The organism is Sphaerisporangium sp. B11E5 (genome assembly GCF_039871875.1).
Lineage (GTDB): Bacteria > Actinomycetota > Actinomycetes > Streptosporangiales > Streptosporangiaceae > Sphaerisporangium.
Genome location: NZ_JBDPMD010000003.1, coordinates 40191 through 54011 on the forward strand (window position 1 = coordinate 40191; position 13821 = coordinate 54011).

Genomic DNA, 13821 nt, shown 5'->3' on the forward strand with positions numbered 1-13821 from the left:
CCAGCAGGCCGGACCGTGCGGATGATCCGCCGCTGCGGGACGCGGGGCTCGTCAGGAGGTCGATCATGACGACGACGACGGTCCCCGAGTTCAAGGACCTCATCGCCGAGACCCGTTTCTCGGCGTTGCACCTGGAGATGCGCGACCAGTACACCCCGAAGGGCGCGGTGTTCGTGGACTGGAAGGCCGGCATCCCCATCGAGCTGCAGCGCCACCAGGCGTGGGTGGACCTGGTGGGCGAGACCATCGGCCGCGGGGTGGACTGGCGCCGCGCCCGCATCGTGTCCGAGCCGGTGACCGAGTTCATCAAGTACGAGCACGAGACGACCACCATCGTGAACGTCCCCGCCGGCGAGAACGTGCGGTGGCTGCCCCGCCGGTTGGCGTCCGACCTGCTGCTGCCCGGCAACGACTTCTGGGTGTTCGACGAGAAGCTGGTGCGGTTCACCCACTTCACCGGGGACGGCGCGTACGGTCCGCACGAGCTGACCGACGACCCCAAGATCGTCAAGGCGTGCCTCGACGCGTTCGAGGCCGTGTGGGCCCGCGCGATCGACCACAAGGACTACCAGCCCGTCTGAGGCACCCCGCGCCCGCACGCCGATACGGGAGACCCCATGCCGACGTCATCAGTGCCCGCGCATGACGGGAAGGTCCTGCTGGTCGCCGACGAGGGCGTCAAGCCGGCCGAGCACATGACCGCGTCCGAGGTGGACAAGAAGGTCGAGGACTTCTACACCGGGATCGGCGGGGAGGCGTTCTTCCGCGCGCTCGCCACCCGGTTCTACGAGCTGGTCTCGCGGGACGACCTGCTGCCCGCGCTGTTCCCCGTGCACGACTGGGCGCGGCACGCCGAGCGGCTGGCCGCGCACTACGTGCAGATCTACGGGCGGAACGACCTGACGGCGGCCTGGGACCCGCGGATGCACCAGGCGCACGCGCACACGCTCATCACCCGGGACCACCGGCTGCGGTGGCTGGCGCTGATGCGGGAGGCCGGGGCTTCGCTCTCCGCGCCGGAGCCGCACTTCACCGAGTTCATGACGATCATGAAGATCGCGAGCGGGGAGATGATGGCGGTGTCCCGCGGCGCCGCCATCGCCCGGGGGCAACGGTTCCACTGGGACGGTTCTCCGCGATGACGCCGCAGCCGCCGCGCCGGGTCGCGGTCGTCGGCGCGGGGGCCGCGGGCGCGTTCTTCACGCTGGAGCTGTCGCGCCTGCTGCCCGAGGTGGCCGTCGACCTGTACGACCGCGAGGAGCGGTCCCCCGGGGCGGGCATCGTGATGTCCTGGGAGTTCGCCGAGAAGGTCAGGGCCGCGCACCCCGAGGCGTTCGCGTTGCCGCCCGCGGCCATGGCCACCTGGGACCGCACGCTGACCGTGGCGGGGGACGAGCGCATCTGGTCCGGCGCGTACGGCATGTTCGGCCTCACCCGGCGGGTGTTCCGCCGGCACGTCGCGGAGCTCGCCGCCGGGCTGCCCAACGTGCGGTTCCTGCGGCACGACGTGCTGAGCCGTCCCGCCGGCGCCGACCTGGTGGTGGTCGCCGACGGCGCCAACAGCCGCCTGCGCGGCCGGTACGGCGGCCCGTTCGGCACCCGCGGCACCCCCGGCCGCACCGTCTTCCTCTGGATGCGCACCCCCGCGGTCCTCCTGCCCACGTTCGTCCTGCGTTCGTCCGGCCCCGGCCTGCTGATCGTGCACTCCTACCCGCACGGCGAGCAGGAGAGCACGTTCATCGTCGAGGCCCACCCCCGCACCCTGGACGCCCTCGGCCTCCTGGACCGCCCCCTGCCCGACGTCGAACGCGAACTGGCCGCCGTCTTCGCCGACGAACTGGCCGGCGCCCCCCTGCACTCCCAGACCTGGGGCTGGCGCGCCTTCCCCACCGTCGTCAACGACCGCTGGCACCACGGGAACCTGGTCCTGATCGGCGACGCCGCCCACACCACCCACTTCTCCATAGGCTCCGGCACCGCCCTCGCCATAGACGACGCCCTGACCCTGGCCCGTTGCCTGGCCACCCACCCCTCCGTGGGCACCGCCCTGCCCGCCTACGAATCCACCCGCCGCCCCATCGTCACCGCCACCCAGGCAGAGGCCCAAGACAGCCAGCAATGGTTCGAGACCCTGAGCCTCCGCCCCCGCCTCAACGGCCACCAGACAGTCTTCGCCCTCCGCAGCCGCCGGACCGCCAACACCTACGCACGCCTGGAATCCCACGACCCCGCCTTCACCATGGCCACCCTGAGAACCCTCGCCGGCCACCCCACGACCGACTCCCCCTCCGACCTCCCCCTGGTCCTGGGCGGCCTCCACCTCACCGGCCGAACAGCCACGACCACCCCACTCCCCACCGCGCAGGCCGCCTCGCTCCCCGCGACCCCTGCCCCGCCTGTCCTCTCGCCCACCTCCCAGGTGCCCTCTCCGGCGCCGACGCGGCGGGACGTGGTGCGGCGAGTCCGGCGCCGCCGTACGGCGGACGCGGTGGTGCTTCCCACCGCGACCGGAGGAGCCTGGTGCATGGTGGCGGACGGCCCGCCCGGGGAGACGACGGCCGTACCCCCCTGCGTCCTGGTCGAGGTGAACGACCACACCGACCCCGGGGAACTGGTCCGCGCCTACCGTTCGGCAGGAGCCTGCGCGGTGGGGCTCCTGATCAGCGAGGACGCGCCGCTGAAGGAGACACACGGCGCCGACCTCCTGGCCGTCCCGGCCCAGCCGGGCACCGGCCGTATCGCGAGGACGCGCCTCGCCGACCGCCTCAGGTACGACCACGAGATCCCCGTTCTGCTCCTGACACCAGATGAGCTCTCCCACGACGAGGCAGACACCCTCATCGCCGCAGGACGGATCGACCTGGTCGCGACGATCGACCCACAGGACATCGCCCGCCTCCCCACCCCGACGGCCCACTGACGTCGCACTTTCGAAGATGCCCGCCGTAGCGGCCACGCGGAACAGTGGGGGGGATCGGTTCGGGCTCGCCGGATCCGGGAGGGACAGTGGCGGACGTCGTTCTGGAACGCAAAGCCGAGCAAACGGCGCCCACATCCGGCTTCGTGGTGCAGGAGGGCCTCCCGGACGACTGGGACCGACAGGTCACCCCCACCCCAGCCACCCTGAGCGCACGCTGGATCGGCCTGGCGGCACCGAGACTCCCCGGAGGACTCCGCACGTTCGCCCTCTACGAGCAGGGCACCCTCTCCGTCGCCTTCACCGGCGGCATCCAGGACCAGCCGACCGGCCACCCCCGCTTCGACCCCCACATGATCTTCACCGGAGCCTCGGCCGGGGACGACATCGCCCCCGCCGGCCCCCACCCCTGGAAGGACGCCGACCCGGCGGCCCTCTTCCCCTGCTGCCTGATCATGTTCCCCAACTACGAGACCGCCCCCGCGGGCCGCGACGCCAGGGACCCCGAGGCCGCCCGCCGCTTCATCACCGCCCTCGACATTTGGGCCGAGGACAACGGCATCCGCACCGTCGCCTACCTCTACCTGAGAAGCGACCACCCCGAGTTCGCCGCGGCCCTGGCCGAGACCGGCCACACCCTGATCCCCATGGTCGACCGCTGCGACATGCGCGTCACCTGGACCGGCTTCGAGGGCTACCTGCGCACCCTCTCGCGCAACAAGCGCACCGCCGTACGCCGCGAGCTGCGCGAGATCGGCCGGCGCGGCATCACCGTCACCGAGCGCCCGTTCGGCGACGACGAGCCCGAACTGATCGCCCTGCGCTGCAAGCTCGTCGCCAAGTACGGCGGCACCCCCGACCCCGGACGGGAAGCGACCTCACTGCGCTACCTGCGCGACCACTTCGGCGCCGGCGACCTCATCGTGGTCGAGGCACGCAAGGCCGGCAGGATGCTCGCCTTCAGCCTGTTCATCCGCGACGGCGACAGCCTGACCGTCCTGATGAACGGCACCGACTACGACGACCCCGACGCCTCGTTCATCTACTTCGCGACGATGTTCTACCGCCCCGCCGAAATAGCCCCCGCCCTCGGCGTGCGGGCCATCGGCTACGGCATCGGGACCATCGCCGCCAAACAGTCGCGCGGCTGCGCGACCGACACGCTCTACGCGGCCGTCCGGGCGAAGCAACGATGGGAGACGTCTTGACCGTCACAGAAGAGAAGAAGGCCGCGCCGCCCCGCACCCTGCGCGACCGCCTGTCGCGGCTGCTGCCCCCGGCGGGCCCCGGCCGGATGCTCGTCATCTGCTCGGCCGTGTCCAGTGTCGGCAACGGCCTGTACCTGTCGGGCTCGGCGGTCTACTTCATCCGCGAGGTCGGGCTGTCGTCCAGCCAGGTGGGCATCGGCCTGTCGCTGATCGGCCTGGCCAGCCTGCCGATCAACGTGCCGCTCGGCCACCTCGCCGACCGGTTCGGCCCCCGCGAGGTCACCGTGCTGCTGACGCTGGCCAAGGTGGTCGCGCTCGGCCTGGTCACACTGGTCGCGAGCTTCCCCGCGTACCTGCTGGTCGTGGGCCTGCTCGGCATCGCGGACAGCGGTGGGCAGGTGTCCCGCGGCGCGCTGATCTCGGGGCTGATGGGCCGCGAGGGCCGGGTGAAACTGTCGGCGTACCTGCGGTCGGTGTTCAACGCCGGCTTCACACTCGGCGTGCTCGCGGCCGGCGTCGTCATCGCGATCGACACCCGGCCCGCGTACCTGTCGCTCATGTGGGGCAACGCGCTGGCGATGCTCATCGCGGCGGTGCTGTACCTGCGGCTTCCCCGGGTGCCCGGCACCCGGGGCGACCGTACGCGCGACGGCGACGGCGGGTGGCTGTCGCTGCGCGACTGGCCGTACCTGGCGGTCGCGCAGGTCGCCGGCATCGCCCGTCTCGGGCCGGTGCTCGCCGCCGTGGGCCTGCCGGTGTGGCTGGTCACCCAGACCGAGGCGCCCCGCGCGCTGGCCGCGTGGCTCATGGCCATCAACACGCTGATGGTGGTGTTCCTGCAGGTCCGCGCGGCCCGTGGCGCGGACACGGTCGCCGGGGCGGCCCGGCTGCAGCGCTGGACGTTCCTCGGGCTCGCCGCCGCGTGCGTGGTCACCGGCCTCGCCGCCGGGGTGTCCGCGCTGACGGCCACCGTCATCATGGTGGTCGCCATGGTGGTCTTCTCGCTCGGCGAGATCTGGGGCGAGGGAGCCCGGTGGGGCCTGCGCTACGAACTGGCCCCCGACCACGCCCAGGGCAGGTACGGCGGCCTGTTCTCCACCGGGGACGCGCTCGCCGCCGTCGCGGGCCCGACGCTCGTCACCCTGCTGCCCGAGCACTTCGGCCTCGGCGGCTGGGGCGTCCTCGCCGCGCTGTTCGCGGCCGGCCTCCTGCTCAGCGGCCCGGTGATCCGCTGGGCGGAACGCACCCGTCCCACTCCTCAGGCCGCCTGAACCCCCGGCCCGGCGGGCCCCCTCGGCAGGGGGCCCCGCGGGTCAGACGCCGACCACCTCGAAGGCGATGGCGGGGATGCCGCCGAACCTGCGCCCGAACCGTTCGACCTTGGCCTTCAGGAAGCCCCTCGCGTCCGCCATCGGGTGGCCGGGGCCGAGGGCCGGCAGGTAGGAACGGTGGGCCTCCAGGGCGGCGACGCCTTGGTCGAGGGTGCCGGTGACGTCCACGGCGTGCCGGGCGTGCGGCGAGCCGCCGACGGCCGCGTACCGCACGCCGGACCACGGCTTCAGGCCCTGCTCCAGCAATTCGGGAAATATCCAGCGGTTTCCCGCGTCCGCGGCGGCGTCAAGCGCGGCTGTTCCCACATTCCGATGGTCGGGGGAATTCCAGTCCCCGCTCCTCCAGCGTTCATGATGATTCAGCGTCACCAGGATATCCGGCTGATATGTGCGGATGGCGGCGGCGATGTCGCGGCGCAGCGGCAATCCGTATTCGATGACGCCGTCGCGGTGGCCGAGGAAATCCACCTTGTCGACACCCACGACGGCCGCCGCCTCGATCTGCTCGCGCTCGCGGACCCGCCCCGCCTCCTCGGGAGGCAGCGTGTCGATGCCCGCCTCGCCGCGGCTGGCGATGACGTAGACGACCTCCTTGCCGGCGGCCGTCCACGCCGCCACCGCCAACGCGGGCCCGTACTCCAGGTCGTCCGGATGGGCCACGACCGCCAGCGCCCGCCGCCAGTCGTCCGGCATCGGGGCGTACGGCTCTGCCATGTCTCACCTTGTCCTTCGGGTCGTCCGTGCCGCGGGCACGGGTTCGTGCGGGATCGGCGGACCGGACGCCGGGCCGGGAGCCGGGGGCGAGGGTGCGCCACCGGGCCCGCCGGGCCCCGGGAGTCCGGTCCGCGACGGTCTCGTGCGGCCGCGGTCAGTCCCAGACCTTCGCCTCGTCCCAGACCTTCAGCTCGTCCCACACCTTGTGCTCGTCCCAGACCGTGAACTCGTCCCGGAGGCGGCGCAGTTCGTCGCGGTCCCAGACCTTGTACCGGTCCCAGACGTCCAGGTCGTCCCAGACCTCCAGCCGGTCCCACACCGTCAGCTCGTCCCAGACGTCGAGCTCGTCCCAGACCTTTTGCGCCATGTACTAATCCCTTTCTCGTGACCTTTCTTCTGGCCGCGGAATCGTCTCCGCACAATCAACTCTGCGGCCGGCCCGGACCGGAGACCAGGGAAAGGGAAGTCATCAAGTTGCCCGTGCGCACCCGCTTCCTGCCAGCCGGGCACTTGACGGCCGGAAACCCGTATTCTCCCGCCGCGGCGCATGGGCGTATCCCGCCCGGCGCGGGTAGAACGACCGGTGTGGCGGACAAATTACAGCGATACCGGGGCAAGCGCGACCCCCGGCGCACCTCCGAGCCCATGCCCGCCGAGGGCCCGCCGTCCTCGGGGAGCGACGACACGTTCGTGATCCAGGAGCACCACGCGCGGTCGCTGCACTGGGACCTGCGGCTGGAGCGGGACGGCGTGCTGGTCTCGTGGGCCGTCCCCAAAGGGCTGCCGCCCGACCCGGACACCAACCACCTGGCCGTGCGCACCGAGGACCACCCCATGGAGTACGCCACCTTCGAGGGGGAGATCCCGGCGGGCGAGTACGGCGGCGGCACCATGACCATCTGGGACCGGGGGCGGTACGTCACGGAGAAGTGGAGCGACCGCGAGGTCAAGGTGGTGCTGAACGGCTCGCGGGTGTCCGGGCGGTACGTGCTGTTCCGGACCCGCGACCGGAACTGGATGATCCACCGCATGGACCCGCCGGTCGAGGGCTGGGAACGGCCGCCGGACAGCCTCGCCCCGATGACCCCGGTGACCCGGTCCCGCGCGCCGCGCGACCCGCGGGGGTACGGCTGGGAGTTCGCCTGGGGCGGGCTGCGGGCGTTCGCGCACGTCCGGGGCGGGCGCCTGACGTTGCGTTCCGCCACCGGCGACGACATCACCCGGGACCACCGGTGGTTGCGGCCGATGGCCGAGGCGTTCGGCAGCCGGTCCTCGATCCTGGACGGCGAGATCGCGCCCCTCGCGGGCACCCCCGTGTACATCGCCTATGACGTGCTGCACGACGAGGGTGAGTCCCTGCTCGACGCGCCGTACACCGCCCGCCGGGCCACCCTGGAGGGCATGGGGATCGCGGGGCCCCGCTGGCAGACCGCCCCCGCCTGGCCCGGCGAGCTCGCCGCCGTCCGCCAGGCCGCCCGCGCCCAGGAGCTGCCCGGAGTGGTGGGCAAACGGCTCGACTCCCCGTACCGTCCGGGCGAGGAGTCGCCGGACTGGGTCTACCTGCCGTCCTGAGGCGGGGTGGGGACGACCACGATGGTGCAGGTGGCGTGGTGGATGAGGGCGTGGCTCACCGAGCCGAGGACGAGGCCCGTGACACCGCCGCGGCCGCGCGAACCGATGACGAGGGCCTCGGCGCCCTCCGAGGCGTCCAGCAGGACGTCCACCGGGTGGCCGGCGATGTCCTGCTCGGCCACCTTGACCTCCGGATGACGGACGCGGGACTCCGCGACGACGCGGGTGGCCGTGCGGGGCGGGCGGTCGGGCCCGGCCTCGGTGACGGTCGCGTGGACCACGGTGAGGGCGGCGCCGTTCCTCTGGGCCTCGGCGAAGGCGAACTCGACGGCCGCCGCGCAGGTGTCCCCGCCGTCCACGCCGAGCACGATCTCAGGGCGCGGCGGAGCCGCCGACGTGCGGACCAGCACCACCGGGCAGGGCGCGCGGCCGGCCACCCCGAGGGCCACCGAGCCGAGCAGCAAGCCGCGGAAGCCGCCCACGCCGTGGTTGCCCACCACGAGCAACTCCGCGCCGGCCGCCGCGGCGATCAGCGCGTCCCGCGGATCGCCTGGCACCCACCCCGAGCTCACGTCGGCGCACGGCGCCACCTCCTGGACCGCCGCGACGGCCTGGTTGAGCACCGAGTGCGCCCCCGCGCGCATCCACCGGGCGACACCGGCGTACGGCCCGGTGTCCTCGGCGTCGCACGCCCACGCGGGCATGGCGTGCACCAAGCGAAGCGGGGTCTCCCGCGCCACCGCCGCCCGGCCCGCCCACCGCGCCGCGGCCAGGCCCGCGTCCGATCCGTCCACTCCCGCCAAGATCACGATGTCTCCTCGTCGCCGTTGCCTCCATCACACGCGCCGGGATGACCGGAAACCAGAGTCAAAGGTCTCTACCGCCCTGGACCTGCGTCCCCCCGAGGTGCGGTACTGTGGGCGATGTTCTGCTCACGGTAAGTGAAGAACCATGGTCGGTTCAACACAGGGAGGCACCCCCCGATGCAGGCCTTCACGCTGCCCGACTTCTACCTTGCCTACCCACCCCGCCTCAACCCTCACCTGGAACGTTCCCGTGCGCACAGCATGGCCTGGGCCCGGCGCATGGGCATGCTCGACTCCCCCACCCCCGACGGCGGAGTGGTCTGGGACGAAGACGCCCTGGCGCGCATGGACTACGCCCTGATGTGCGCCTACACCCACCCCGACTGCGACGGCCCCGCGCTGGACCTGATCACCGACTGGTACGTCTGGGTGTTCTTCTTCGACGACCACTTCCTGGAGCTGTACAAGTACTCCCGCGACCTGGCCGGCGCCAAGGCCCACCTCGACCGGCTGGAGCTGTTCATGACCGCCGAGGGCGAGGAGCCACCCGAGCCGGCCAACCCCGCCGAGGCCGGCCTCAAGGACCTGTGGGCCCGCACCGTTCCGTCCATGTCCGAGGCCTGGCGCCGCCGCTTCGTCGTGAGCACCCACAACCTGATGGTCGAGTCGATGTGGGAGCTGGAGAACATCGACCGCGGCCGCGTCGCCAACCCCATCGAGTACATCCAGATGCGCCGCAGGGTAGGCGGCGCCCCCTGGTCCGCCAACCTGGTGGAACATGTCACCGCCGAGGTCCCCGGCTCCCTCGCCGCCACCCGGCCGCTGCGCGTCCTGTGCGACACCTTCGCCGACGCCGTGCACCTGCGCAACGACCTGTTCTCCTACCAGCGCGAGGTCCGCGAGGAGGGCGAGAACTCCAACGCCGTGCTGGTCTTCGAGCGGTTCTTCGGCTGCTCCACCCAGGAGGCCGCCGAGCTGGTCAACGACCTCCTGACCTCCCGCCTCCAGCAGTTCGAGGACACCGCCCTCACCGAGATCCCGGCGTTGCTGGCCGAGCAGGCCGTGCCACCCCACGAGCAGGCGGCCGTGGCGGCCTACACCAAGGGTCTGCAGGACTGGCAGGCCGGCGGCCACGAGTGGCACGCCCGCTCCAGCCGCTACATGAACCAGGGCGCCCTCACCGACTCCCCCACCGTCCTGGACGGCCCGACCGGCCTTGGCACGTCGCTGGCCCGCCTCGCCCAGTCCGCCGTCCGCACCGGCCTCCCCCGCCGCGCCCGCAAACACACCTTCATCCCGTACGAACCGGTGGGCCGGCTCCCCCTGCCCGCCCTGCACATGCCGTACCCGGTACGCACCAGCCCGTACCTGGAGGACGCCCGCAAACACTCCCTGGAGTGGGCCCGCTCCATGGGCATGTTCGACTCCCTCCCCGGCCTGGAGCACGGCGCCCTGTGGGACGAGCAACGCTTCCACGGCATGGACCTCGCCTACTGCGCCGCCATGATCCACGCCGACGCCACCCCCGACTCCCTGAACATCACCGCGGGCTGGCTCACCTGGGGCACCTACGGCGACGACTACTACCCGGCGATGTTCGGCACCAGCCGCGACCTGGCCGCGGCCAAAGCCTGCGACGACCGCCTGGCGTTGTTCGTCCCCCTGGACGCCGGCCCCACCCCCACCCCCCTGACCCCGCTGGAACACGGCCTGGCCGACCTGTGGCACCGCACCGCCACCGATCTCTCCCCCGCCCACCGCCGAACCTTCCGCACCGCCATCCTCGACTGCACCGCGAGCTGGCTCTGGGAACTGTCCAACCAAGCCCAGAACCGCATCCCCGACCCCATCGACTACGTGGAAATGCGCCGCCGGACCTTCGGCAGCGACCTGACCATCGCCCTGGCCCGCCTCTCCTCCCCCACCGAACTCCCCGAAGCCGTCTGGCACCACCGCACCCTGAGAGAACTGGACACCGCCGCCCAGGACTATGCCTGCTTCACCAACGACCTCTTCTCCTACCAAAAGGAAATCGAGTTCGAAGGCGAGTTCCACAACCTGGTGCTGATCGTCCAGAAATTCCTGGACACCGACCGCTGGACCGCCCGCGACGTGGTGGCCGACCTGATGACCGCCCGCATGCAGCAGTTCGAACACATCACCACCACATCCCTCCCCAAACTCGTCGAAGAACTGGCCCTGGACGAACCCGCCCAGAAAACCCTCACCCGCCACGCCTCGCTGCTGAAGGACTGGATGTCCGGCATCCTCGAATGGCACAGGAGCGTCCCCCGCTACACCCCCCAGGAACTCACCCGCATCCGCGCCACCCACTCCCCGCAGCACTACACCTTCCACCCCCAAGGCCACGGCACCACCGCCTTCCACCCCCTCCCCGGCCCCGCCGAGATCCCCGCCCGCTGACCCCCGGGCGCCCCACCCTCTCCCCGACAGAGCCGCCCTCCTTCCGAGCCGAAGGAGGGCGGCTTCGGCTTTGCCGAGGCGGGGGGCGGTCGGAGCGGGGTTGCCCGGTACTCAGTGACACCGTATAGTGGTACTCAGTGGCACCGAGTACTGGGAACAGAAAAGGACCCGCGATGGACGACCTGACGGAGATGCTGAAGGGCACGCTCGAAGGCTGCGTGCTCGAAATCATCGGCAGCGAGGAGACCTACGGGTACGCCATCACGCGTCGGTTGAACGAACTCGGCTTCGCCGACGTCGTCGAAGGGACGGTTTACACCATCCTGCTGCGACTGGAGAAGAACGGGTTCGTCCAGGTGACGAAACGACCCTCCGGTCTGGGCCCGCCGCGCAAGTTCTATGCGCTCAACGACGCGGGGCGCGAAGAACTCGCGAAGTTCTGGGCGAAATGGGAGTACATCACAACACGGATCGACAAGCTCAAGGAGGGCGGGAGATGAACTTCTGGGAGACCATCACCGGCAGCGATCTCACCAGGGAATGGAAAGCCTTCGAAAGGCGGGCCGAGGCATTGCCGGCCGACTACCGGGCGGCGTGGGAAGAGATCAAGGGTCATATTCTTCCCTACTCAGATTTCACAGGCAGAAATCTGATGCCGATTCTCGACGGTGCTCTGGGGCTGCTCGAAGAGACAGCCGCCGAAGGGCAGAGCATTCACGAGGTGCTGGGTGACGACATCAAGGGCTTCTGCGCGGCGCTGGCCGGCGAAGCAGGGGGCCGGAGCCATCGCGACCGGTGGCGCGAGCAGTTGAACAGGAACGTCGCAAGGAAACTGGGCCGGCTGGGAGGCTGACGTGGGCATCCAAGACATCATCGAAGGCAAGAAGCAGTGGCGGGCGCACATGGCGCGGGTCAGGGCACTCCCGCCGGACTACCAGATCGTCTACAAGGAGATCCAGCGGTACCTCTTCAAGGTCGGACCGGTCGACCTGGTCGACGGGCCCCTGCTCCCAGGGATCGTCGATTTCTTCGAGGAAGGCGTCGCGGCCGGCAAGGGAGTCCTGGAACTCATCGGCAACGACGTCGCCGCCTTCAGCGACGAGCTGATCAAGGACTCGCGCACCTACGCGGACATCTATCAGGAGTCCATCAGTGGGAAATCCGGCACGACCGAGAAGTGACCCCCGTCGGCCCAAGGCACCGGCGGGCGCCTCGGCCACCGGGCCGAGTGCCGTGACGAACAGAGAACGGATATCCGGATGACAGCCCATCAGGTCCAGAGCCCCGCGATCCACGTGCAGGGCCTGCAGAAGTCGTACAAGGAGGTGCGGGTGCTGCGCGGCGTGGACTTCGCCGTGGCGCGGGGCAGCATCTTCGCCCTGCTCGGCTCGAACGGGGCGGGCAAGACCACGGCCGTGAAAATCCTGTCCACGCTGCTCAAGGCGGATGGGGGCACAGCCAGCGTCCTCGGCTTCGACGTCGCTACGCAGGCGGCGGACGTGCGGGAGTCCATCAGCCTCACCGGGCAGTTCGCCGCCGTCGACGAGATCCTCAGCGGACGGGAGAACCTCGTGCTGGTCGCCCGGCTGCGACACCTCAAAGATCCGGGCGGCATCGCCGATGACCTGCTCGAACGGTTCTCGCTGACCGACGCCGGCACGCGGAAGGTGGCGACGTACTCGGGTGGCATGCGCCGCCGTCTCGACATCGCCATGAGCCTGATCGGTGATCCGCCGGTCATCTTCCTCGACGAGCCGACGACCGGGCTCGACCCCCAGGCCCGCATCGAGGTGTGGCAGGCCGTCAAACAGCTCGCCGCCCAGGGCACCACGGTGCTGCTCACCACGCAGTACCTGGACGAAGCCGAACAACTCGCCGACCGGATCGCGATCCTCCACGAGGGCCGGATCATCGTCAACGGCACCCTGGCCGAGCTCAAGCAACTGCTCCCGCCCGCCAAGGTCGAATACATCAAGAAGCAGCCGACCCTCGAGGACGTCTTCCTCACACTCGTCGGCGGCAACGGCAAGGACGGTCATGACCGCACCATCGGCACCGACGCGTAGAGAACAACGATGACCAAGCACTTCTTCGGCGACACCGCCACCCTTCTCGGACGATCCCTGCGCCACATCACCCGCAGCGCGGACACCATCATCACGACCACGATCACACCGATCGCCATGATGCTCATGTTCGTCTACGTGTTCGGCGGCGCGATCAACACGGGGTCGGATTCGTATGTGAACTACCTGCTGCCCGGCATCCTGCTCATCACGATCGCCTCAGGCATCGCCTACACCGCGTTGCGGCTCTACATGGACATGAAAAGCGGCATCTTCGAGCGCTTCCAGTCCATGCCGATCGCACGCTCGTCCCTTCTGTGGGCGCACGTGCTCACCTCGCTGGTCGCCAATCTGATCTCACTCGTGGTCGTCACGCTCATCGCCCTCCTCATAGGTTTCCGCTCGCCGGCAGGACTGCCGGCCTGGCTCGCGGTCGCCGGCATCCTGATCCTGTTCACCCTGGCCTTGACATGGCTGGCCGTCATCCCCGGCCTGTCCGCCAAGTCCGCGGACGGCGCCGGCGCGTTCTCCTACCCGCTCATCTTCCTGCCGTTCCTCAGCTCGGCGTTCGTCCCCACCGACACCATGCCCGGCCCGGTGCGCGCCTTCGCCGACCACCAGCCGGTGACCGCCATCGTCAACGCCATCCGCGACCTGTTCACCCAGCAGCCGGTCGGCACCGACATCTGGATCGCCCTCGCCTGGTGCGTCGGCATCCTCGTCATCGCGTGGATCTTCGCCATGCACACCTACCGCCGCACGATCTCCTGAGTGCCGCGCCGC

15 protein-coding genes are annotated in these 13821 nt (G+C 70.5%); 12 read left to right on the plus strand and 3 right to left on the minus strand.

Annotation, left to right across the window (positions count from 1 at the left end):
- The first annotated feature begins 65 nt into the window (after nucleotides 1–65).
- The 5 genes from ABGB17_RS04140 to ABGB17_RS04160 all read left to right on the plus strand — a co-directional run bounded on the left by ABGB17_RS04140 (nucleotide 66) and on the right by ABGB17_RS04160 (nucleotide 5396).
- On the plus strand, nucleotides 66–581 hold the full coding sequence (locus tag ABGB17_RS04140; RefSeq protein WP_347626374.1) for a DUF6879 family protein: 516 nt from the start codon (nucleotides 66–68) through the stop codon (nucleotides 579–581).
- Nucleotides 582–617: 36 nt separating this feature from the next.
- A complete protein-coding gene (locus tag ABGB17_RS04145; protein ID WP_347626375.1) occupies nucleotides 618–1142 on the plus strand; it encodes a hypothetical protein in 525 nt (174 codons plus the stop codon).
- Nucleotides 1139–2920, plus strand: coding sequence for an FAD-dependent monooxygenase (locus ABGB17_RS04150; RefSeq protein WP_347626376.1), 1782 nt, complete (start codon nucleotides 1139–1141; stop codon nucleotides 2918–2920). Before ABGB17_RS04145 ends, ABGB17_RS04150 begins: the two co-directional genes overlap by 4 nt.
- A gap of 86 nt (nucleotides 2921–3006) precedes the next feature.
- Nucleotides 3007–4125, plus strand: coding sequence for a GNAT family N-acetyltransferase (locus tag ABGB17_RS04155; RefSeq protein ID WP_347626377.1), 1119 nt, complete (start codon nucleotides 3007–3009; stop codon nucleotides 4123–4125).
- On the plus strand, nucleotides 4122–5396 hold the full coding sequence (locus ABGB17_RS04160; protein ID WP_347626378.1) for an MFS transporter: 1275 nt from the start codon (nucleotides 4122–4124) through the stop codon (nucleotides 5394–5396). The genes ABGB17_RS04155 and ABGB17_RS04160 overlap by 4 nt, the downstream gene beginning before the upstream one ends.
- Before the next feature lie 42 nt (nucleotides 5397–5438).
- On the opposite strand, the gene ABGB17_RS04165 is transcribed toward ABGB17_RS04160, so the two are convergent.
- Both ABGB17_RS04165 and ABGB17_RS04170 read right to left on the minus strand, forming a co-directional pair.
- Nucleotides 5439–6170 carry a PIG-L deacetylase family protein gene (locus ABGB17_RS04165; RefSeq protein WP_347626379.1) on the minus strand — a complete coding sequence of 244 codons (732 nt, stop codon included), beginning with the start codon at nucleotides 6168–6170 and terminating at the stop codon, nucleotides 5439–5441.
- A gap of 154 nt (nucleotides 6171–6324) precedes the next feature.
- A complete protein-coding gene (locus ABGB17_RS04170) occupies nucleotides 6325–6537 on the minus strand; it encodes a hypothetical protein (RefSeq protein WP_347626381.1) in 213 nt (70 codons plus the stop codon).
- 218 nt (nucleotides 6538–6755) lie between these two features.
- Between ABGB17_RS04170 and ABGB17_RS04175 the strand changes: the two genes are divergently transcribed.
- Entirely contained in the window at nucleotides 6756–7742 is a 987-nt protein-coding gene (locus ABGB17_RS04175) for a DNA polymerase ligase N-terminal domain-containing protein (RefSeq protein WP_347626382.1), read from the plus strand.
- Here ABGB17_RS04175 and ABGB17_RS04180 read toward each other — a convergent pair.
- The gene (locus tag ABGB17_RS04180; RefSeq protein WP_347626383.1) at nucleotides 7727–8551 is read right to left on the minus strand and encodes a universal stress protein; all 825 of its coding nucleotides are present in this window, start codon (nucleotides 8549–8551) and stop codon (nucleotides 7727–7729) included. The genes ABGB17_RS04175 and ABGB17_RS04180 overlap by 16 nt on opposite strands.
- Nucleotides 8552–8725: 174 nt before the next feature.
- On the opposite strand from ABGB17_RS04180, the gene ABGB17_RS04185 reads away from it, so the two are divergent.
- The 6 genes from ABGB17_RS04185 to ABGB17_RS04210 all read left to right on the plus strand — a co-directional run bounded on the left by ABGB17_RS04185 (nucleotide 8726) and on the right by ABGB17_RS04210 (nucleotide 13809).
- On the plus strand, nucleotides 8726–10972 hold the full coding sequence (locus ABGB17_RS04185) for a germacradienol/geosmin synthase (RefSeq protein WP_347626384.1): 2247 nt from the start codon (nucleotides 8726–8728) through the stop codon (nucleotides 10970–10972).
- Between the two features lie 173 nt (nucleotides 10973–11145).
- Entirely contained in the window at nucleotides 11146–11472 is a 327-nt protein-coding gene (locus ABGB17_RS04190; protein WP_347626385.1) for a PadR family transcriptional regulator, read from the plus strand.
- Nucleotides 11469–11825, plus strand: a complete 357-nt coding sequence (locus tag ABGB17_RS04195; RefSeq protein WP_347626386.1) for a DUF1048 domain-containing protein — start codon at nucleotides 11469–11471, stop codon at nucleotides 11823–11825. The genes ABGB17_RS04190 and ABGB17_RS04195 overlap by 4 nt, the downstream gene beginning before the upstream one ends.
- A gap of 1 nt (nucleotide 11826) precedes the next feature.
- Nucleotides 11827–12153, plus strand: a complete 327-nt coding sequence (locus tag ABGB17_RS04200) for a DUF1048 domain-containing protein (RefSeq protein WP_347626388.1) — start codon at nucleotides 11827–11829, stop codon at nucleotides 12151–12153.
- Between the two features lie 78 nt (nucleotides 12154–12231).
- Nucleotides 12232–13038 carry an ATP-binding cassette domain-containing protein gene (locus tag ABGB17_RS04205; RefSeq protein WP_347626389.1) on the plus strand — a complete coding sequence of 269 codons (807 nt, stop codon included), beginning with the start codon at nucleotides 12232–12234 and terminating at the stop codon, nucleotides 13036–13038.
- Nucleotides 13039–13047: 9 nt separating this feature from the next.
- Nucleotides 13048–13809: an ABC transporter permease gene (locus ABGB17_RS04210; protein ID WP_347626390.1), complete on the plus strand. Its 762-nt coding sequence runs from the start codon at nucleotides 13048–13050 to the stop codon at nucleotides 13807–13809.
- Nucleotides 13810–13821: the final 12 nt, after the last annotated feature.

Bases quoted from the DNA above. Each gene is read 5' to 3' on its own strand.
- ABGB17_RS04140 (WP_347626374.1), top strand. From the start codon at position 66: ATGACGACGACGACGGTCCCCGAGTTCAAGGACCTCATCGCCGAGACC.
- ABGB17_RS04145 (WP_347626375.1), top strand. From the start codon at position 618: ATGCCGACGTCATCAGTGCCCGCGCATGACGGGAAGGTCCTGCTGGTC.
- ABGB17_RS04150 (WP_347626376.1), top strand. From the start codon at position 1,139: ATGACGCCGCAGCCGCCGCGCCGGGTCGCGGTCGTCGGCGCGGGGGCC.
- ABGB17_RS04165 (WP_347626379.1), bottom strand. From the start codon at position 6,170: ATGGCAGAGCCGTACGCCCCGATGCCGGACGACTGGCGGCGGGCGCTG.
- ABGB17_RS04170 (WP_347626381.1), bottom strand. From the start codon at position 6,537: ATGGCGCAAAAGGTCTGGGACGAGCTCGACGTCTGGGACGAGCTGACG.
- ABGB17_RS04185 (WP_347626384.1), top strand. From the start codon at position 8,726: ATGCAGGCCTTCACGCTGCCCGACTTCTACCTTGCCTACCCACCCCGC.
- ABGB17_RS04190 (WP_347626385.1), top strand. From the start codon at position 11,146: ATGGACGACCTGACGGAGATGCTGAAGGGCACGCTCGAAGGCTGCGTG.
- ABGB17_RS04195 (WP_347626386.1), top strand. From the start codon at position 11,469: ATGAACTTCTGGGAGACCATCACCGGCAGCGATCTCACCAGGGAATGG.
- ABGB17_RS04205 (WP_347626389.1), top strand. From the start codon at position 12,232: ATGACAGCCCATCAGGTCCAGAGCCCCGCGATCCACGTGCAGGGCCTG.
- ABGB17_RS04210 (WP_347626390.1), top strand. From the start codon at position 13,048: ATGACCAAGCACTTCTTCGGCGACACCGCCACCCTTCTCGGACGATCC.